This is a genomic window from Nocardioides euryhalodurans (genome assembly GCF_004564375.1).
GTDB lineage: Bacteria > Actinomycetota > Actinomycetes > Propionibacteriales > Nocardioidaceae > Nocardioides > Nocardioides euryhalodurans.
Genome location: NZ_CP038267.1, coordinates 2,895,879 through 2,914,264, shown reverse-complemented (window position 1 = coordinate 2,914,264; position 18,386 = coordinate 2,895,879). Strand labels below are relative to the sequence as shown.

Below are 18,386 nucleotides of genomic sequence, written 5' to 3'. Positions count from 1 at the left end.
TAGACGACGGCGCTCAACTCTTGACACCTGCGTGTGACTGCTGTCACGGTGAACGCACATTCGTGGAAGCGCTCTCACACCACATGTCAGGACGCTTCCCTCGGCCGCCGGACCAGCCGGCGACCGGCACGGACCCTGGGAGACACGGTGCGACACTGGCAGAACGGGCGACTGGCCCTGAGCGTCCTGGCGGCGCTCTCACTCGGCGTGATGACAGCCTGCGGCGGCGACGGCGAGGCCTCCGACGCGGACGGCCCGGTGACCATCTCCGTGGCCACCTTCAACGAGTTCGGCTACGAGGAGCTGATCGAGGAGTTCAACGCCTCGCGTGACGACATCCAGATCGAGCAGGTCAAGGTCGGCACCTGGGACGACGCCAAGGCCAACCTCTACACCAAGCTCGCCGCCGGCTCCGGGCTCTCCGACATCGAGGCCATCGAGGGCGACGCCATGCCCGCGATCCTCGCCGAGTCCGACGCCTTCGCCGACCTGACCGACCCCGAGCTCGACGGCCGCTGGCTGGACTGGAAGGCCGAGGCCGGCACCGACGCGGACGGCCGGCTCATCGGCTACGGCACGGACATCGGCCCGGAGGGCATCTGCTACCGCGCCGACCTCTTCGAGAAGGCCGGGCTGCCCACCGACCGAGCCGAGGTGGCCGGCCTGATGGGCACCTGGGACGACTACTTCGCGCTCGGCGAGGACTTCGTCGCCAAGGTGCCCGACACCGCCTGGTACGACTCCTCCGGCGGCGTCGCCCAGGCGATGCTCAACCAGGTGGAGAACCCCTTCGAGACCGACGACAACACGGTCGCGGTGGACAACGCCGACCTCAAGGCCGTCTACGACACGGTCACCGGCAACGTGGAGAAGGGGCTCTCGACCCGCCTCGCCCAGTGGGGCGACGACTGGGTCGCGTCCTTCCAGAACGACGGCTTCGCCACCATGGCGTGCCCCGGCTGGATGCTCGGCGTGGTCGAGGGCAACGCCGAGGGCGTCCAGGGATGGGACTTCGCCGACGTCTTCCCCGGCGGTGGCGGCAACTGGGGCGGCTCCTTCCTGACCGTGCCCGCCCAGGGCGAGAACATCGAGGAGGCGACCGAGGTCGCGGCCTGGCTGACCGCCCCGGAGCAGCAGGCCAAGGCGTTCGCCGCCAAGGGCACCTTCCCCAGCCAGGTCGAGGCGCTGGACTCCCCGGAGGTCAACGAGGCCTCCAACGCGTTCTTCAACGACGCACCCGTGGGCGAGATCCTGGCCAACCGCGCGGAGGCCGTGACGGTCCAGCCGTACAAGGGCCCGAAGTACTCCGACATCCTGCAGGCGTTCCAGGCCGCGCTGCTCCGGGTCGACGACGGGTCGCAGTCCCCCGACGAGTCGTGGGACCAGTTCCTGACCGACGTCGAAGCCCTGGGCTGACCCGGGTCTCACGCGGATGAACCGACGCTCGACGCTCGCGGGCGGGGACACCGGAACACCGGTGTCCCCGTCCCCTGCGGCCCTCCCCGCAGCCGAGCTCACCCCGGTCACCAACCCCCGCCCGCCGTGGCGGCAACGGCTGTCCAGCTGGGACGTCCGGACCGCCCCCTACCTCTACATCGCCCCGTTCTTCGTCCTGTTCGGCCTGGTCGGCCTCTTCCCGCTCGTCTACACGGCCTGGGTGTCGGTCCACGACTGGAGCCTGCTCGGCGGCCAGGGCGAGTACGTCGGTCTCCAGAACTTCCGCGACGTGCTGACCAACCCCTACTTCGCCAAGCAGCTCGTCAACACCGTCAGCATCTTCCTGCTGTCCTCGGTCCCGCAGGTCGTGATCGCCGTCGTCCTCGCCGCGCTGCTCGACAGCAACCTGCGCGGCCGGACCGTGTGGCGGATGAGCATCCTGCTCCCGTTCGTGGTCTCGCCGGTCGCCGTCGCGATCATCTTCGGCAGCCTGTTCGGGGACCGCTACGGCCTGGTCAACCAGCTGCTCGGCGGCATCGGCCTCGACCCGGTGCTCTGGCACGTCGACCGGTTCGCCAGCCACGTCGCCATCGCGACGATGGTCAACTGGCGCTGGACCGGCTACAACGCCCTGATCTTCCTGGCCGCGATGCAGGCCGTCCCCCGCGACCTCTACGAGTCGGCCGCCCTCGACGGCGCCGGCCGCGTGCGCCAGTTCCTCAGCGTCACGCTGCCGATGATCCGGCCGACGATGGTCTTCGTCATCATCACCTCGACGATCGGAGGTCTCCAGGTCTTCGCCGAGCCCCGGCTCTTCGACGAGACCACGGCGCGCAACGGCGGCAGCGACCGGCAGTTCGGCACGATCACGATGCTCATCTACGACTTCGGCTGGCAGCTGCGCGACCTGGGCCGGGCATCCGCGACCGCCTGGATGCTCTTCCTCATCATCTGCGCCTTCGCGCTCCTCAACCTGTTCCTGCTGCGGCGCTTCGGCGTGCTGGGGGGCGAGCGATGACGCGCCGACCCGGCCTCCTGACGTACGGCCTGCTGATCGCGTTCGTGCTCGGCTCGGCGGCGCCGCTCTACTGGTCGTTCCTGCTGGGCTCCCACACCCGCGAGGTGGCGGCGCAGGGCGTGCCACCGCTGCTGCCCGGCGGACACTTCTGGGACAACGCGCAGCGGGCGATCGACACCGTGCCGTTCTGGAAGGCGCTCGGCAACAGCGTCCTGGTGTCCTCGGTGACCGCTGCGTCCGTGGTCGTGCTCTCCACGCTGGCCGGCTACGCCTTCGCCAAGCTCCGCTTCCGGGGCCGCGGGGCGCTGCTCGTGTTCGTGGTGGCGACGATGGCGGTGCCGACCCAGCTGGGCGTGGTGCCGCTGTTCATCCTGATGTCCGAGCTCGGGTGGACCGGCACCATGTGGGCGGTCATCGTTCCGTGGCTGGTCACCGCGTTCGGCGTCTTCTTCATGCGGCAGTACCTGCTCGACGCCGTGCCCGACGAGCTGCTGGAGGCCGCCCGGATGGACGGCTGCTCGCAGATCCGGGTGTTCTGGCACGTGGCCGCACCCGCGGCGCGGCCGGCGGCAGCGATCCTGTGGCTGTTCACCTTCATGCAGGTGTGGACCGACTTCTTCTGGCCGCTGATCGCCCTCCCCCACGAGAACCCGACCATCCAGGTCGCGCTCAACCAGCTGCAGAGCGGGTTCTTCAAGGACTACAGCCTGGTCCTCGCCGGCACGACGCTCGCGACCGTGCCGCTGCTGATCCTGTTCGTCGTCGCCGGACGCCAGCTGGTGTCCGGCATCATGCAAGGAGCCGTCAAGGGATGACCAGCACACTGCCCAGCACCGACCAGGGGGCCTCGGTCACGCTCCCCCCGGACTTCACCTGGGGCGTCGCGACCGCGTCCTACCAGATCGAGGGAGCCGTGGCCGAGGACGGCCGTACGCCCTCGATCTGGGACACCTTCTGCCGGGTCCCGGGCGCCGTCGCGCACGGCGACACCGGCGACGTCGCCTGCGACCACTACCACCGGATGGAGGAGGACGTCGCGACGATGGCGGCCCTCGGGGTCGGCTCCTACCGCTTCTCGGTGGCCTGGCCCCGGGTCCGTCCCGACGCCGGTCCGGTCAACCCGGCCGGCCTCGACTTCTACGACTCGCTGGTCGACACCCTGCTCCGCCACGACATCGCGCCCTGGCTCACCCTCTACCACTGGGACCTGCCGCAGACGCTCGAGGACGCGGGCGGCTGGACGGTCCGCGCGACCGCGGACCGCTTCGTCGAGTACGCCGTGGCGGTGCACGAGCGGCTCGGCGACCGGGTCCCGGTGTGGACCACGCTCAACGAACCCTGGTGCTCGGCGTTCCTCGGCTACACCAACGGCCGGCACGCCCCGGGCCGCCGCGAGGGGGCGGCCGGGCTCCGCGCGGCCCACCACCTGCTGCTCGCCCACGGCCGGGCGACCACCGAGCTCCGCGCTCGGGGAGCGGAGACCCTCGGCATCACGCTCAACCTCACCGTCGCCGACCCGGCCGACCCGGCCGACGCCGCCGACGTGGACGCCGCGCGCCGCATCGACTCCCTGCACAACCGGCTCTTCCTCGACCCGATCACGCGGGCGGCGTACCCCGAGGACCTGCTCGCCGACACCGAGCACCTCGGGTGGACCGACGTGGTCCACGACGGCGACCTCGAGGCGATCGCCGCTCCGATCGACGTGCTGGGCGTCAACTACTACCGCGGCGACCAGGTCTCCGGACACCCGGACGCGGAGCCGGACGAGGGCCAGCCGTCCCCGTTCGTCGGGTCCGAGCACGTCTCCTTCCCCAGCCGCGGCCTGCCGCGGACGGCGATGGACTGGGAGGTGCAGCCCGAGGGCCTGACCCGGCTGCTCGTGCGGCTGCACGACGACCATCCCGGGCTCCCGCTGGTGGTGACCGAGAACGGCGCCGCGTACGACGACAGCCAGGCGCCCGACGGCAGCGTCGACGACCCGGAACGGGTCGCCTACCTGGACTCGCACGTCCGGGCGGTCGCCGCGGCTCGGGACGCGGGCGCCGACGTGCGGGGCTACTTCGCCTGGTCCTTCCTCGACAACTTCGAGTGGGCGGAGGGCTACGCCAAGCGCTTCGGCCTGGTGCACGTCGACTACCCCACGCAGCGCCGTACCCCGAAGGCCAGCGCCCACTGGTACGCCGAGCTGTGTCGTACGGGCCGCCTGCCGCGACCTCCGGAGCCAGTAGCGTGACCGCGGTGAACCCCACGCGTCCTGCCGGCACGGCCTCGCCGACCCTGGACGACGTGGCCCGGGTGGCCGGCGTCAGCCGCGCCACCGCGTCGCGTGCGATCAACGGCGGGGACCGCGTCAGCGACCGGGCCCAGCGGTCGGTCGAGGAGGCGGTCCGGTCCCTGGGCTACGTCCCCAACCGGGCGGCACGGACCCTGGTCACCCGGCGCACCGGCTCGGTGGCGGTCGTGGTCCCGGAGCCCGACGAGCGGGTCTTCAGCGACCCCTTCTTCGCCGGCACCCTGCGGGCCGTGACCCGGGTCCTCGGCGAGCGCGAGGTGCAGCTCGTGCTGCTGCTCGCCCGCCCGGGGGCCGAGGAGACGCGCATGCTCCGCTACCTCTCGCACCGCCACGTCGACGGCGCGCTCGTGGTCTCGCACCACCGCGACGACCGGCTCGCCGAGCAACTGCGGAGCATCGGGCTGCCGTGCGTCTTCGGCGGTCGGCCGTGGAGCGGCAGCGAGCACGTCCCGTACGTCGACGTCGACAACGTGGCCGGCGGGCGCGAGGCGACCGAGCACCTGATCGCACGCGGCTGCCGGCGCATCGGGACCATCGCCGGCCCCTCCGACATGACCGCGGCGACCGACCGTCTCGTCGGCTGGTACACCGCGATGACCGCCGCGGAGCTGCCCACCGACGCCGTGGTCCACGCCGACTTCACCGAGGACGGCGGCCGGCGGGCGGCCGAGGACCTGCTCACGCGTCGTCCCGACCTCGACGGGCTGGTGGTGGCCTCGGACCTGATGGCGCGCGGCGCGCTGGCGGTCGCGGCCGCCCTCGGACGGCAGGTCCCGGAGGACCTCGCCGTGATCGGGTACGACGACCTCGGCGTGGCCGAGTCGACCGACCCGCCGCTCACCACGATGAAGAACCCGATCACCGAGATGGCCGAGCGGGCCACCCGGATGCTGCTCGACCGGATCGACGGCCTCGAGGACGGCGGCGCCTACCGGCTGATCATCCCGTCGACGCTCGTCGTGCGCGACTCGACCTGACGCCGGCGCGAGGGCCCCGGGCCGGGGTCAGGCGGGCGGGACCACCAGCGTCTGCTCGCGTCCCGGGCCGACGCCGACGCCCCAGATCCGGGTGCCGGACATCTCCTCGAGGGTCCGGACGTAGCGCTGCGCGTTGACCGGGAGGTCCTCGAACTCGCGGCAGCCGGAGATGTCCTCCCACCAGCCGTCGAGGTGCTCGTAGACCGGCTTCGCGTGGTGGAACTCGGTCTGCGTCATCGGCATCTCGTCGTGGCGCACCCCGTCGACGTCGTAGGCGACGCACACGGGGACCTTCTCCCAGCTCGACAGCACGTCGAGCTTGGTGAGGAACAGCTCGGTGAGCCCGTTGACCCGCCCGGCGTAGCGGGCGATGACGGCGTCGTACCAGCCGCAGCGCCGGTCGCGGCCGGTCGAGACGCCGACCTCGCCGCCGACCTTCCAGAGCTTCTCGCCGTCGGCGTCGAAGAGCTCGGTCGGGAACGGGCCCGACCCGACGCGGGTGGTGTAGGCCTTGATCACGCCGATCACCCGGTCGACGCGGCTCGGCCCGACCCCGGCCCCCACGCAGACCCCGCCCGCGACCGGGTTGGACGAGGTGACGAAGGGGTAGGTGCCGTGGTCGACGTCGAGCATGGTGGCCTGGGCGCCCTCGAAGAGCACGGTCCGGCCGTCGTCGAGCGCGCGGTTGAGCAGCAGCGAGGTGTCGGCGACCATCGGCCGCAACCGCTCGGCGTACGAGAGGAGCTCCTCGACCACGGCGTCGGCCTCGACGGCCCGACGGTTGTAGACCTTGGTCAGCAGGTGGTTGCGGACGTCGAGCGCCCCCTCCACCTTGGCGGAGAGGATCTTCTCGTCGAAGAGGTCGGCGACGCGGATGCCGAGCCGGTTGACCTTGTCGGCGTACGCCGGCCCGATGCCGCGGCCGGTGGTGCCGATCTTGTTGTGGCCGAGGAACCGCTCTGTCACCTTGTCGATCGTCGAGTGGTAGGACGCGATCACGTGGGCGTTGGCCGAGACGACCAGCCGCTCCTCGACCCCGTCGACGCCCCGGGCCAGCAGGCCGTCGATCTCGCCGAACAGCGCCTCCGGCGAGACCACGACGCCGTTGCCGATCACCGAGGTGGCGCCCGGCGTGAGGATGCCGGAGGGCAGCAGGTGGGTGGCGTACTTCTCGCCGTTGACCACGATCGTGTGGCCGGCGTTGTGGCCGCCGCTGGTGCGGACGACGAAGTCGATGGTGTCGGTGGTGGCGAGGAGGTCGGTCGCCTTGCCCTTGCCCTCGTCACCCCACTGGGCACCCAGGACGATGATGGCCGACATGGCGGGCCACCCTTTCCGCGTCGCGTCGATCAGGACCGTTCGGTAAATCGCGAGAGCCCCGGCAGCCTGACAAGCGCTGCGGGGCCCTTGCGGCCCGAGGCTACCAAAGGCCGTCCGGACCTCCTGACCCGTCGGATAGGGTCCGGTCGTGGAGTCCTACCTGGTCATCACCAACGAGGGCGCCGGCACCGCTGACCAGGAGTCGCTGGACCGTGCCGTCGCCGTGCTGAGCGAGCGTGCGTCCGTCGAGGTGGCCGCGACCTCCAACCCCGGTGAGCTGGACGGTGTGCTCCACCGTGCCGGCTCCCGACGGATCGTGGTGGCGGGAGGCGACGGCAGCCTGCACGCGGTCGTCACCGCGCTGCACCGGCGCCACGAACTCGCTGACGCGGTGCTCGGGCTGATCCCCCTCGGCACCGGCAACGACTTCGCCCGCAGCACCGACATCCCGCTGCACCCCGAGGAGGCGGCCCGGCTGCTGCTCGACGGGGAGGTGCGGCCCGTCGACCTGATCGTGGACGAGCTCGGCGGGGTCGTCGTCAACAACGTCCACGTCGGCGCGGGCGCCCAGGCGAGCCGGCGTGGTGCGCGCTGGAAGGACCGGCTCCACTCGGTCGGGGTCGGCAAGGCCAACCTCGGGAAGCTCGGCTACCCGATCGGCGCGATGCTCGCCGCCTTCATGCCGCCCCGGGTGCGGCTGCGCGTGGAGGTCGACGGCCACGTCGTGGTCGACGTCGACGACCCGGTGCTCATGGTCGCCGTCGGCAACGGCGCGAGCGTCGGCGGCGGCACCGAGCTCACTCCCGAGGCCGATGCCGAGGACGGCCGGGTCGACGTCATGGTCTCGCGGTCGACCGGGCCGCTCGCCAAGTTCGGCTACGTCGCCTCGCTCGCCCGATCCCGCCACCACGAGCGCGACGACGTGCTCTACCTTCGCGGTCACGAGGTGTCGGTGACGGGCGAGTCCTTCTACTGCTCGGCCGACGGCGAGATCTCGGGACCGGAGCGTCGCCGGACCTGGAAGGTCGTGCCCGCGGCGTACTCGATGGTGCTGCCGGCGGACGCCGGCTAGAGCCAGCCCTGCCGGACGGCCTCGACCCCGGCCTGGAAGCGCGAGTCGACGCCGAGCTCGTCCATGATCGAGGCGATCCGGCGGCGTACGGTCCGCAGGCTCACGCCGAGGGTGCGGGCGATCTGCTCGTCCTTGGCGCCCTGCGCGAGGTGGCGCAGCAGCAGCCCGTTGAGGTCGGCGGTGGCCTCGCCCCGCTCGAGGGCCGGTACGGCGACGGCACGCTCCCACAGCGCGTCGAAGTAGGCGATGACGATCTCCACGACACCCGCCTGGCGTACGGCGATCCGCCGCTCGTTGGCGAGGCCGGGCGGGTCGGGCACGAGGACCCGGTTGCCGATGACGGCCAGCCGTGTCGGCACCTCGGGCAGCACCCGGATCTGCTCGCCGATCGCGGCGCGCCCGACCAGCACGGCCGGCGCCTCGCGCAATGCCCGGGCGGGGTAGATCGCCCGGGTCGGCCGGCCGGCCTGGACCGCGGTCGCGACCGCGATCGCCATCTGGGACTCGCTCGGCATCCGCCACTGGTCGGGTCTCAGGAAGAGCAGCTCCCCGGTGGTCTCCGCGATCCAGCCCGCCAGCAGGCCGGGGACGTCGCCGCCGGTGACGATCTCGCCGTCGAGCGGGAACGCGTCGTCGGCGGGGGCGGCGGGTGCGGCGCCGCGCAGCTCGGGGAGCAGCCGGCTCATCTGCTGCAGCTGCTGGCCGCACTCGAGCATCGCCGCGGAGTGCTGCTCCAGCACCGCCGCGACGGCCTCGGGAGGCGTGAGCACCTGCAGCCGGTCCTGGTCGTCGGTGCCGACCACCCCGAGGACCACCAGCGGCGCCAGCTCCTCCAGCAGCTGCTCGGGCGTCCGGAGCAGTCCGGTGGCGAGCTCCTCGACCGGCGTGCCGGAGGACGCCAGCACCTGGCGGTAGAGACGCTCCTGCGCCGAGGTCAGCCCCAGCGCCGCCGCGAACGCGGTCATGTTGGCATGTTAGTGACAGCGGCCGCTTTGGGCCATGGTTACCCGGTTGTTGATGTCAAGATGTTGCCCGCGTGAGTCTCGGACAGCCACTTCGCGGGGGAAGGCGGCTGGACCGGCGGCAAGCTGATCGGGAGATTGCGGCCGCAGCACGCAAGCAGGGCTCCGGAGTCGCCACGGGGGTGGTTCCGGAGCCCTTTGCGGTGCCCCTCCCGCCCGGCGGTAGCGTGGGCGCCCCGACGAGGCACCCACCCCACAGGAGCACCTTTCCCATGGCACGAGGCCAGCAGGGTCCCCCCAGCGACTGGGTCACCCGCGCCGCCGACGACGCGCTGCGGCACGCCCGCGACGGCGAGCAGGTCACCTGCTCGTCCGGGGCGTCCCCGTCCGGGCCCGTCCACCTGGGCAACCTGCGCGAGTTCCTCACGGTGCACTTCGTCGCCGACGAGCTGCGCCGCCGCGGCGTACCCGTCCGGCACCTGCACGTCTGGGACGACTACGACCGCTTCCGCAAGGTCCCCGCCGGGGTCGACCCCAGCTGGGTCGAGCACATCGGGCGACCGCTGAGCGCGGTCCCCGACCCCTGGGACTGCCACCCGTCGTGGGCCGAGCACTTCAAGGAGCCGCTCCGCACCGCGCTGCACGACCTCGGCGTCGACATGGAGGAGGTGTCGCAGACCGAGCGCTACACCGCCGGCCACTACCGCGACCAGGTGCTCCACTCGGTCCGGCACCGGGACGACATCGAAGGTGTCCTCGCCCGCTACCGCACCAAGCAGGCCAGGGTCGCCGAGTCCGACCAGGAGGCCGCGGCGCTCGCCGACTCCGTCGCCGACGAGGAGGAGACCACCGGGGGCTCCGACCTCGCACGCTTCCCCTTCAAGCCGTACTGCCGTGACTGCGGGCGCGACACGGTCACCCTGACGTCGTACGACGACGAGACGACCGACCTGGCCTACACCTGCGAGTGCGGCGGCTCGTTCGTCACCAACCTCGCCACCCAGGACGAGGGCAAGCTCGTCTGGAAGGTCGACTGGCCGATGCGCTGGGCGGTCGAGCACGTCGACTTCGAGCCCGCCGGCATGGACCACGCGACGCCGGGCTCCTCGTTCACCGTGGGCCACGAGCTGGTCGAGTCGGTCTTCGACATGCCGCGGCCGGCGTGGTTCGGCTACGGCTTCGTCGGTTTCGCCGGCGTCCAGAAGATGTCGTCGTCCGCCGGCGGTGCCCCGACCGCGGCCGAGGCGCTGCGGGTGCTGGAGGCTCCGGTGCTGCGCTGGCTCTACGTCCGGCGCAACCCGCGGCAGACCTTCGACATCGACTTCGGGCCCGAGGTGGTGCGGCTCTACGACGAGTGGGACGCCCTGGGCCGCAAGGCCGCGTCGGGCAAGCGCGACGGCGCGGTGCTGGCGCACGAGCGGGCCTCGGCCACCGCGACCGCCGGCGCGCTGCCGACGTCGCCGGTGACCGTGCCGTTCCGGGTGCTGTCGTCGATCGCCGACGTGACCGCCGGATCGGCCGACCAGATCAGCCGGCTGGTCTCCCACGTCGGCTACGAGCACGACTCGGTCTCCGACCTCGAGCCCCGGCTGTCGAAGGCCATGCAGTGGACCGCGGAGTTCGTCCCCGCCGCCGACCGGACGACGGTCCGCGAGGAGCCCGACGCCGCCTCGCTCAGTGCCCTGTCCTCGCAGGAGGCCGAGTGGGTGCAGCTGCTGCTCACCCACCTGCCCGAGGGCGCCGACCTCGAGCTCGACACCGTGACGGCCCTGGTCTACGGCGTCCCCAAGCTCGCCCGCGGCCTGGCCCTCGGCGACGCGCCGACCGACGAGGTGAAGGCGGACCAGAAGGAGTTCTTCCGGCTCCTCTACCACCTGCTCGTCGACGCCGAGCGCGGCCCGCGGCTCCCGACCCTGGTGGTCGCGCTCGGGACGGACAAGGTGCGGTCGCTGCTGGGTGGGTGACGGCTCGGGGTGTGGGACTCGCCGAGGAATCTGAGCAACGGTGGATCCAGTGCGCTCCACACGAGTTGCAGCCCGTGTGAAGTGCAACCCAGCCGCCGTTACCGAGCACGAGTTGACCGTCACTCAGCTCAGCCCACGACTCGGTGGCGCCTCCCGCGCACACGGTCGGCGAACTCCTGCATCTCGGGCGAGAGCTCGGTTCCGTAGCGGGCGGTCGAGGCGGCTTGCTCCCTGACGAGTCGGATCCTCGCGTCGTCACGGCGGTCGCCCCAGAAGTCGGCGTAGACCAGGCGCGTCATCCCGAAGCCGCCTCGGCAGATCTCGTCCTGCCGTCGGCGCTCGTCCCAGAGCATCCGTTCGAGGTCACCGTCGCGGAGGCCTCCTTCCTCGACGGACCGGTACTTCACGCGGCCGTCGAACTCGACCAGGTGGCGACCGATCCTCAGGTCCACCCAGGCCACGCCCCTCGGGGTACGGACCGGGAACTGTGTCTCGATCGGCCCGAGACCCGACTCGTCGGCGAGGTCGCGGGCGAGCGTCTCGCCCACCGACTCCGCGCCGGGGTCGGCGTTGTCCAGCACCTGCTTGACCGTCCTGCTGAACGGCCAACCCTCCATGCGCGCCGCGGCCTCCTGCAGCTGCGCCCGTGACACCCCGCGCTGCATCGCGCCGTCGGCGGCCACGAGACCCGCGAGGTAGCCGTGCTCGCGAGCGAGGTCGGCCACGGTTCGTGGGATGTCGAGCACGCGAAGGCCGTCGACGACGGTCACCTCGTCAGGGGCGAATCGCGCCCCGTGGTGCTCCACTCCGTTCTGGACACGGGTGCCCCGCATGTCGAGCCGGCTGATGTGGACCGCGGATTCCTGAGGACGGAGTAGGGGCAGCTCGTGCGCCAGGGCCGCGGAGTCGTGGCTGGACACGTGGGCGACGGCGATGCAGAGCTCGGCCGCCCGGACCCGCGCCATCGGTCGCGCACGGTGCTCGTCCCACGCAGTCCAGAGCTCGTCCGTCGTGTAGACGCCCCGGCGGACTGCCACCAACCGCCCGGTCCGTACGAGGCGCGCGATGAACCTCGGCTCGATCCCGGCGCGAACGAGATCCGCGGTGGTGGTCAGCCCGCCGGTACGAGCGACCGCTGCCACCACCCGAGACTCCATGCGCACATGCTCGGCGCCACCCGCGCGGTCGCGCAGCCGCGGGCCGCGGGGCTGTGGACAGCGCGGCCGGGCGCCTGCTTGTGGAGAGGTGGCGGCCGCCCCTGGGTGGCTAACGGTGGACCCCGTGCGCTCCACGGGGCTTACAACCCGTGTGGAGCGCAGCTGATCCGCCGTTACCCAGCAAGTCCACCTACGCCGGCAGCAGCTCCGCCGCGGCCTCGGGCGAGGAGTCGGCCAGGAAGGTGGCGCAGCGGTCGGCCTCGTCGAGCTCGCCGATCGCCTGGGCGGTGAGGGCGAGGAGGGCCAGGCAGCGGAGGAAGCCGCGGTTCGGCTCGTGCGACCACGGGACGGGTCCGTGGCCCTTCCAGCCGTTGCGGCGCAGCAGGTCGAGCGAGCGGTGGTAGCCGACGCGCGCATAGGCGTACGTCGTCACCTCGTCCGCTCCCTCCTCGGCGGCGAGCGCGGCCATCGCGGCCCACGCGATCGGCGACGCCGGGTGGCGGCGTACGACGGCGGCGGGGGCGTGCCCCTCGGCCAGCTCGGCGGCGGCCGGGTCCTCGGGCAGGTGGGTGGGAGGCGGTCCGGCCATCAGGTCCATGTGACTCATGCGTCCCAGCCTGCCCTAGGGTCGTCGCCATGAGCGACCCGGACCTCGCGAAGGACATCGACGCCTGCTGCCGCCTCTCGGGCGAGTTCACCCTCCGGTCGGGGCAGGTGTCCCACGAGTACTTCGACAAGTACCTCTTCGAGGCGGACCCCGCCCTGCTGCGCCGGGTCGTCGCCGAGATGCGGAGCCTGGTCCCCGCGGACACGGACCTGCTCGGCGGGCTCGAGATGGGCGGCATCCCGATCGTCGCCGTGCTCAGCGCCGAGACCGGGCTTCCGGCCCTGTTCGTCCGCAAGGAGGCCAAGACCTACGGCACGTGCAAGCTGGCCGAGGGGCCGGACGTCGCCGGCCGCCGGGTGACGCTGGTCGAGGACGTCATCACCACCGGCGGCGCGGTGCGCGACGCCACGGTCAAGCTGCGCGAGTACGGCGCCACCGTCGACGTCGTGGTCTGCGCGATCGACCGCAGCCCGGAGGGCGAGAACCCGCTCGCCGACGTCGGCCTCGAGGTCCGCCCGGTGCTCACGAAGGCGGAGCTGGACGCCGCCCGCGGCTGAGAGTCAGTCGACGTCCTGGCCCATGATGTCGCGGTCCGGCCGGCCGTCGTGGTCGCGGTCCTCGGCCTCGGGGGCGGTGGTCCGCTTGTGCCGCCACCACTCCCAGGCGATCGGCAGCAGCGAGAAGGCGATGATGACGATGATCGCCTTGTCGATGTTCTCGCCGAGCGACGGGAAGGCGGACCCGAGGAAGAAGCCGGCGAGGGTGATGCTGAGGACCCACAGCACGGCACCGACCAGGCTCCAGAGGAAGAACCGGTGGCGCTCCATCCGGGTCACGCCGGCAACCACGGTGACGTAGGTGCGGACGAACGGCACGAAGCGGCCGATCACCAGGGCCTTGTTGCCGTGCCGGTCGAAGAAGACGCGGGTCTGGTCGAAGTACTTCTGCTTGAGGACCCGCCCGTCGCGCTCGTAGAGCGGCGGGCCGAGCTTGCGGCCGATCTCGTAGCCGGCGACGTTGCCGGCGAAGGCCGCGACCGTGAACAGCACCAGCGCCGCCAGCAGGTCGACGGCCGGCGGGCCCGGGAACACGTCGACGCTCTCGCCGGCGATGAAGAGGCCCATCGCGAAGAGCAGGCTGTCGCCGGGGAGGAACGGGAAGAACAGCCCGCACTCGACGAAGATGATCGCCAGGCTCAGCCAGAACAGCGCCTCGCCGAAGCGGTCGAGCAGCCACTCGGGGTCCATCCAGTCCATCCCGAGCAGCAGCGGCGCCAGGTCGGGGAGGGCGTCAACGAGGGCGAGCAGCACGGTGCCGACCCTATCCGGCCGGGGTAGCCTCCCCCGCGTGGCATCGACGATCCCCGACGGCTTCCTGACCTCCGCCCGGCTGGTCGCCGGGCTCCTCACCTCCGAGGAGCTCCGGGAGCGGTGGGACCGGGAGAGCCCGTGCGCCGGGATGACCCTCGGCGGCCTCGCCCACCACCTGGCCGACCAGGTCCGCGTGACCCGCGTCTTCCTCTCCTACCCGCCGTCCGACGCGGAACCGATCGGCCTGCACGAGCACTTCCGGCGCTGCTCCTGGGTCCACGCCCCGCTCGACGCCGAGGAGCACACCGGGCTGCGGGACGAGGCCAACGCCGACGCCGCCGGCGGGTTCGACGCCCTCGGCGCCATGGTGCGCGAGGACCTCGAGGAGCTCCCGGCCGCGATGGCCGCCGCCGCGACGCGTACGCCGGACGCCGTGTTCTTCCAGTGGGAGGGCTGGACCCTGTCGACCCGGGACCTGCTGGTGTCCCGGCTCGTCGAGCTCGTGGTCCACGCCGACGACCTCGCGACCGGCCTCGACCTGCCGACGCCGCAGTTTCCCGACGAGGTCGCGCTGGCGGTGGTCGACGCGCTGGCCGGGATCGCGGTCGTCAAGCACGGCCAGACCGACGTCGTCCGCGCCCTGGCCCGGCCGCAGCGCGCGACCGGCCCCGTCCCGGCCTTCTGAGATGGAGGAGCCCGAGGACGGCGCCGACAGCCGGGCGCCGTACGACCCGATGCCGCACGGGCCCGCCGAGGTCGGGCTCGGTCCGTGGGAGGGCCCGTGGCCGACCGACGAGCGGTACGACGAGGAGCTGCTCCGCGAGGGCGACCGCCGCAACGTCGTCGACCGCTACCGGTACTGGACCGTCGAGGCGATCCGGGCCGACCTCGACACCCGCCGCCACGACTTCCACGTCGCGATCGAGAACTGGCGCCACGACTTCAACATCGGGACGGTCGTCCGGACGGCCAACGCCTTCCTCGCGGCCGAGGTCCACATCGTCGGCAACCGCCGCTGGAACCGCCGCGGGGCGATGGTCACCGACCGCTACCAGCACCTGCGCCACCACGCGACGCCCGAGGACCTCGCCGCCCACCTCCACGAGCAGGGCGTGACGTTGCTGGGCATCGACAACCTCCCCGGCTCGACCCACCTGGAGACCACGACCGTGCCGCGGCAGGTGTGCTTCCTCTTCGGCCAGGAGGGGCCGGGCCTGTCCGAGGCCGCGCGCGAGGCCTGCGACGGGACGCTCTCGATCGCTCAGTTCGGCTCGACGCGCTCTATCAACGCCTCGGCCGCCGCTGCGATCGCGATGCACACCTGGGTGCGGCGGTACGCCGACCTGACGGGCGACGCGGCCTGGCGGGGCGGCTCCGCCTGAGGTGGGTCAGGAGCCGTGGACCAGCCCGCCGACCACGATCAGCAGCGCGCCGACGATGCCGACCAGGGCGACGACGACCGTGGCACGGGCCACGTGGGCGGGCCAGCCGGTCGCCGGGCCCCGCGCCAGGGACGAGACGAGGAGCAGCGCGAGCGCGGACAGCGCCGCACTCCCCAGTCCCATCACGAGGTAGTAGAGCGCGAGGTCGCCGGAGCCACCCGGACCGAGGACCAGCGCCTGCAGCCCCACGGACGGCAGGTTCTGGCCGAAGAGACCCATCACGGCCAGCGCCAGGCCGGAGACCGCGCGCGCCGGTGGGGTGAGGATCCCGCCACCCGCGGTGGCGGTGGACGCCGTCGGCTCGCTCATGCTGTCTCCCCTTGTCGGTCGGTGTGGCGACACGCTAGTCCGGGACGGGAGCCAGCCTCGCCTGCAACGCCGCGAGGCCGCGGTGGGAGTGGCTCTTGACGGTTCCCGTCGAGATCCGCAGGTCGCCCGCGGTCTCCTCCACCGACAGGCCGAGCCAGTGGCGCAGCACGACGACCTTGCGCTGCATCTCGGGCAGGCGTTGCAGCGCCTCGAAGAGCTCGGAGCGCACCTCGACGGGCAGCCCGGTCCGGCCGGGGCCGTCGTGGCCGTCGAGCCCTGACACCTCACGCCGGCGCCAGGGCCGCCGGACCTCGTCGAGGTTGGCGCGCACGATGATCTGCCGGACGTACGCCTCCTCGCGACCGTCGCGGTGCAGCCGCGGCCAGGCGACGTACAGCTTGGTGAGCGCGGTTTGCAGCACGTCCTCGGCGCGGTGCCAGTCGCCGCACACGGCGTACGCGACCCGCCGCAGGTGGGCCTGCCGGGCGGTGACGAACGCGACGTACTCGGCGTCACGGGTCGACGCGGTCATCCCAGCCCCTCGCCCCTGGCGTAGAGCCCGCGAACGTAGGACTGCAGCTCCTCGAACGTCGCGCCGACCACGTCCCCCGGAGGCACCCGGAAGACCTCGAGCACCCCGTCGACGACCCGCCAGGCGACGACGGACACCTCCCGGGAGCCGGCGGCGCTCACCAGGGCCAGGCCGGTCGGCGTGCCCGGCGGGGCGAACGCGTCGCCGAGCCGCGGGTCGTCGGTGCGCTGCAGCACCTGGCTCCCCGGGCTCGCGACGACCGTGCCGTCCTCGGCCAGCCGGAGGGCGTCGCGCCAGCGTCCGTCGCCGGCCAGGGCGGTGGCCTGGGACTCGACGTAGGCGCCGAAGTCCTCCCACTCCTGGCTCGGGAGCGTCGACGACAGGCCGAAGTTCTCCGGCCCACCGGTCAGGATCACCCACTGCCGCTGGCCGCGGAAGGTGAGGTCGAAGGCGTCGGACCTCCGCGGCGGCGCGAAGTCGTAGGGGTTCTCGAGGCGCTCGTGCACCACGACTCCCGGCCGCACCTCGAGCTCGCCGTCCACGTAGCGCACCGGGGTGGCGTCCTCCCACGGCGGCTCGGTGACCTGGGTGGGCGACGGCGTCGGGTCGGTCGCGATCTCCGGCCCGCGCGAGGCCCTGTCCTCCGCGGGCGTCACCGCCCACGCCGTGCCGCCCAGCGCGGCCACGACCGCGAGCGTGCCGACCGCCCCGGCCAGCCGCCGACGTACGAGGGCCCGCCGACCGGCCGCCAGCCGGGCGTCCACGCTCGGCAGGGGCGGTCCCGGCGGCACTGCCCGCTCCAGCTCCTCCATCAGGTTCATGCCCCTGATACGCAGGCCGACCCCGACAGGTTGTCCGACGTCCACGATCCGACCACGGAATTCCCGGCCGGGGGCGACCCGCGAGTAGCCACTAGGGTGGCAGGCATGCCGATCGCCACTCCTGAGAAGTACGCCGAGATGCTCGACGCGGCCAAGTCCGGCTCGTTCGCGTTCCCGGCCATCAACGTCTCGTCCTCGCAGACCCTCAACGCCGCCCTCAAGGGCTTCGCCGACGCCGAGTCCGACGGGATCATCCAGGTCTCCACCGGCGGTGCCGAGTACCTCTCCGGGCCGTCGGTGAAGAACATGGTGACCGGCTCGGTCGCCTTCGCCGCGTACGCCGCCGAGGTGGCCAAGGCCTACCCCGTCAACATCGCGCTCCACACCGACCACTGCCCGAAGGACAAGCTCGACGGCTTCGTCCGGCCGCTGGTCGACATCTCCGCCGAGCGGGTCGCCCGGGGCGAGGCGCCGCTCTTCCAGTCGCACATGTGGGACGGCTCCGCGGTCCCGCTCGACGAGAACCTCCAGATCGCCGAGGACCTGCTCGCGCGCTGCGCGGCCGCCCACATCGTCCTCGAGATCGAGGTCGGCGTCGTCGGCGGCGAGGAGGACGGGGTCGCCAACGAGATCAACGACCAGCTCTACACGACCCCCGAGGACGCGGTCGCCACGGTGCGCGCGCTCGGAGCGGGCGAGAAGGGTCGCTACCTCACCGCGCTGACCTTCGGCAACGTCCACGGCGTCTACAAGCCCGGCAACGTCAAGCTGCGCCCCGAGATCCTCAAGGCCGCCCAGGAGGCCGCCGCCCAGGAGCTCGGCCGCGACACCGGCGACCGTCCCTTCGACCTCGTCTTCCACGGCGGCTCCGGCTCGACGGCCGAGGAGATCAGCGCGGCCGTCGACTACGGCGTGATCAAGATGAACGTCGACACCGACACCCAGTACGCCTTCACCCGTCCCGTCGCCGGCCACATGTTCGGCAACTACGACGGCGTGCTCAAGGTCGACGGCGAGGTCGGCAACAAGAAGGCCTACGACCCTCGCGCCTGGGGCAAGGCCGCAGAGGCCGGCATGGCCGCCCGCGTGGTGGAGGCCTGCGAGAACCTCCGGGCCAGCGGCCACACCCTGCGCTGACCGGGATCACGACCCCGCAACGATC

The 18,386-nt window shown here is 72.3% G+C and carries 19 protein-coding genes; 11 read left to right on the top strand and 8 right to left on the bottom strand.

What is annotated here, in order from left to right; genetic code table 11:
• Positions 1-147 precede the first annotated feature (147 nt).
• The 5 genes from EXE57_RS13940 (at position 148) to EXE57_RS13920 (ending at position 5,728) form a co-directional block, all read left to right on the top strand.
• Entirely contained in the window at positions 148-1,416 is a 1,269-nt protein-coding gene (locus EXE57_RS13940; protein WP_244246841.1) for an ABC transporter substrate-binding protein, read from the top strand.
• 61 nt (positions 1,417-1,477) lie between these two features.
• On the top strand, positions 1,478-2,455 hold the full coding sequence (locus tag EXE57_RS13935; RefSeq protein ID WP_244246840.1) for a carbohydrate ABC transporter permease: 978 nt from the start codon (positions 1,478-1,480) through the stop codon (positions 2,453-2,455).
• Entirely contained in the window at positions 2,452-3,270 is an 819-nt protein-coding gene (locus EXE57_RS13930; RefSeq protein ID WP_135078462.1) for a carbohydrate ABC transporter permease, read from the top strand. The genes EXE57_RS13935 and EXE57_RS13930 overlap by 4 nt, the downstream gene beginning before the upstream one ends.
• The gene (locus tag EXE57_RS13925; RefSeq protein ID WP_135078460.1) at positions 3,267-4,691 is read left to right on the top strand and encodes a GH1 family beta-glucosidase; all 1,425 of its coding nucleotides are present in this window, start codon (positions 3,267-3,269) and stop codon (positions 4,689-4,691) included. The genes EXE57_RS13930 and EXE57_RS13925 overlap by 4 nt, the downstream gene beginning before the upstream one ends.
• A gap of 5 nt (positions 4,692-4,696) precedes the next feature.
• Positions 4,697-5,728: a LacI family DNA-binding transcriptional regulator gene (locus EXE57_RS13920; protein WP_208542857.1), complete on the top strand. Its 1,032-nt coding sequence runs from the start codon at positions 4,697-4,699 to the stop codon at positions 5,726-5,728.
• Positions 5,729-5,755: 27 nt separating this feature from the next.
• On the opposite strand, the gene EXE57_RS13915 is transcribed toward EXE57_RS13920, so the two are convergent.
• Positions 5,756-7,048 carry an adenylosuccinate synthase gene (locus tag EXE57_RS13915; protein ID WP_135078456.1) on the bottom strand — a complete coding sequence of 431 codons (1,293 nt, stop codon included), beginning with the start codon at positions 7,046-7,048 and terminating at the stop codon, positions 5,756-5,758.
• A 148-nt stretch (positions 7,049-7,196) separates the two neighbouring features.
• Here EXE57_RS13915 and EXE57_RS13910 point away from each other — a divergent pair, with 148 nt between their 5' ends.
• Positions 7,197-8,120 carry a diacylglycerol/lipid kinase family protein gene (locus tag EXE57_RS13910; protein ID WP_135078454.1) on the top strand — a complete coding sequence of 308 codons (924 nt, stop codon included), beginning with the start codon at positions 7,197-7,199 and terminating at the stop codon, positions 8,118-8,120.
• Here the strand turns inward: EXE57_RS13910 and EXE57_RS13905 are convergent.
• Complete coding sequence (locus tag EXE57_RS13905) at positions 8,117-9,085, bottom strand: helix-turn-helix transcriptional regulator (RefSeq protein WP_135078452.1); 969 nt, start codon at positions 9,083-9,085, stop codon at positions 8,117-8,119. The genes EXE57_RS13910 and EXE57_RS13905 overlap by 4 nt on opposite strands.
• 269 nt (positions 9,086-9,354) lie before the next feature.
• On the opposite strand from EXE57_RS13905, the gene lysS reads away from it, so the two are divergent.
• The gene (gene lysS, locus EXE57_RS13900; protein WP_135078450.1) at positions 9,355-11,046 is read left to right on the top strand and encodes a lysine--tRNA ligase; all 1,692 of its coding nucleotides are present in this window, start codon (positions 9,355-9,357) and stop codon (positions 11,044-11,046) included.
• 128 nt (positions 11,047-11,174) lie between these two features.
• On the opposite strand, the gene EXE57_RS13895 is transcribed toward lysS, so the two are convergent.
• Together EXE57_RS13895 and EXE57_RS13890 are read right to left on the bottom strand one after the other, a co-directional pair.
• Positions 11,175-12,203, bottom strand: a complete 1,029-nt coding sequence (locus EXE57_RS13895) for a type IV toxin-antitoxin system AbiEi family antitoxin domain-containing protein (protein ID WP_135078448.1) — start codon at positions 12,201-12,203, stop codon at positions 11,175-11,177.
• A 190-nt stretch (positions 12,204-12,393) separates the two neighbouring features.
• Complete coding sequence (locus EXE57_RS13890; protein WP_135078446.1) at positions 12,394-12,810, bottom strand: DUF3151 domain-containing protein; 417 nt, start codon at positions 12,808-12,810, stop codon at positions 12,394-12,396.
• Between the two features lie 29 nt (positions 12,811-12,839).
• On the opposite strand from EXE57_RS13890, the gene pyrE reads away from it, so the two are divergent.
• On the top strand, positions 12,840-13,367 hold the full coding sequence (gene pyrE / locus EXE57_RS13885; protein ID WP_135078444.1) for an orotate phosphoribosyltransferase: 528 nt from the start codon (positions 12,840-12,842) through the stop codon (positions 13,365-13,367).
• Between the two features lie 3 nt (positions 13,368-13,370).
• On the opposite strand, the gene EXE57_RS13880 is transcribed toward pyrE, so the two are convergent.
• Positions 13,371-14,120, bottom strand: a complete 750-nt coding sequence (locus EXE57_RS13880; protein ID WP_244246839.1) for a DedA family protein — start codon at positions 14,118-14,120, stop codon at positions 13,371-13,373.
• Positions 14,121-14,157: 37 nt separating this feature from the next.
• Between EXE57_RS13880 and EXE57_RS13875 the strand changes: the two genes are divergently transcribed.
• Complete coding sequence (locus tag EXE57_RS13875; protein ID WP_135078442.1) at positions 14,158-14,805, top strand: maleylpyruvate isomerase N-terminal domain-containing protein; 648 nt, start codon at positions 14,158-14,160, stop codon at positions 14,803-14,805.
• Between the two features lies 1 nt (position 14,806).
• A complete protein-coding gene (locus EXE57_RS13870) occupies positions 14,807-15,502 on the top strand; it encodes an RNA methyltransferase (protein ID WP_167305910.1) in 696 nt (231 codons plus the stop codon).
• Between the two features lie 6 nt (positions 15,503-15,508).
• On the opposite strand, the gene EXE57_RS13865 is transcribed toward EXE57_RS13870, so the two are convergent.
• Genes EXE57_RS13865 through EXE57_RS13855 form a run of 3 tightly spaced genes read right to left on the bottom strand, consistent with a single transcriptional unit; the run spans position 15,509 to position 17,224 of the window.
• The gene (locus tag EXE57_RS13865; protein ID WP_135078440.1) at positions 15,509-15,871 is read right to left on the bottom strand and encodes a hypothetical protein; all 363 of its coding nucleotides are present in this window, start codon (positions 15,869-15,871) and stop codon (positions 15,509-15,511) included.
• Positions 15,872-15,905: 34 nt separating this feature from the next.
• Positions 15,906-16,403 (bottom strand): SigE family RNA polymerase sigma factor, encoded by a 498-nt coding sequence (locus EXE57_RS13860; RefSeq protein WP_135078438.1) that lies wholly within the window; start codon positions 16,401-16,403, stop codon positions 15,906-15,908.
• Positions 16,400-17,224, bottom strand: coding sequence for a hypothetical protein (locus EXE57_RS13855; protein ID WP_135078436.1), 825 nt, complete (start codon positions 17,222-17,224; stop codon positions 16,400-16,402). Before EXE57_RS13855 ends, EXE57_RS13860 begins: the two co-directional genes overlap by 4 nt.
• Before the next feature lie 105 nt (positions 17,225-17,329).
• On the opposite strand from EXE57_RS13855, the gene fbaA reads away from it, so the two are divergent.
• Positions 17,330-18,361, top strand: a complete 1,032-nt coding sequence (fbaA, locus tag EXE57_RS13845; RefSeq protein WP_135078434.1) for a class II fructose-bisphosphate aldolase — start codon at positions 17,330-17,332, stop codon at positions 18,359-18,361.
• Positions 18,362-18,386 lie beyond the last annotated feature (25 nt).

Excerpts from the sequence above, each read along its gene's own strand:
- EXE57_RS13890 (WP_135078446.1), bottom strand. The coding sequence starts at position 12,810 with ATGAGTCACATGGACCTGATGGCCGGACCGCCTCCCACCCACCTGCCC.
- pyrE (WP_135078444.1), top strand. The coding sequence starts at position 12,840 with ATGAGCGACCCGGACCTCGCGAAGGACATCGACGCCTGCTGCCGCCTC.
- EXE57_RS13905 (WP_135078452.1), bottom strand. The coding sequence starts at position 9,085 with ATGACCGCGTTCGCGGCGGCGCTGGGGCTGACCTCGGCGCAGGAGCGT.
- EXE57_RS13895 (WP_135078448.1), bottom strand. The coding sequence starts at position 12,203 with ATGGAGTCTCGGGTGGTGGCAGCGGTCGCTCGTACCGGCGGGCTGACC.
- lysS (WP_135078450.1), top strand. The coding sequence starts at position 9,355 with ATGGCACGAGGCCAGCAGGGTCCCCCCAGCGACTGGGTCACCCGCGCC.
- EXE57_RS13855 (WP_135078436.1), bottom strand. The coding sequence starts at position 17,224 with ATGAACCTGATGGAGGAGCTGGAGCGGGCAGTGCCGCCGGGACCGCCC.
- EXE57_RS13925 (WP_135078460.1), top strand. The coding sequence starts at position 3,267 with ATGACCAGCACACTGCCCAGCACCGACCAGGGGGCCTCGGTCACGCTC.
- EXE57_RS13930 (WP_135078462.1), top strand. The coding sequence starts at position 2,452 with ATGACGCGCCGACCCGGCCTCCTGACGTACGGCCTGCTGATCGCGTTC.
- EXE57_RS13860 (WP_135078438.1), bottom strand. The coding sequence starts at position 16,403 with ATGACCGCGTCGACCCGTGACGCCGAGTACGTCGCGTTCGTCACCGCC.
- EXE57_RS13915 (WP_135078456.1), bottom strand. The coding sequence starts at position 7,048 with ATGTCGGCCATCATCGTCCTGGGTGCCCAGTGGGGTGACGAGGGCAAG.
- EXE57_RS13870 (WP_167305910.1), top strand. The coding sequence starts at position 14,807 with ATGGAGGAGCCCGAGGACGGCGCCGACAGCCGGGCGCCGTACGACCCG.
- EXE57_RS13865 (WP_135078440.1), bottom strand. The coding sequence starts at position 15,871 with ATGAGCGAGCCGACGGCGTCCACCGCCACCGCGGGTGGCGGGATCCTC.
- fbaA (WP_135078434.1), top strand. The coding sequence starts at position 17,330 with ATGCCGATCGCCACTCCTGAGAAGTACGCCGAGATGCTCGACGCGGCC.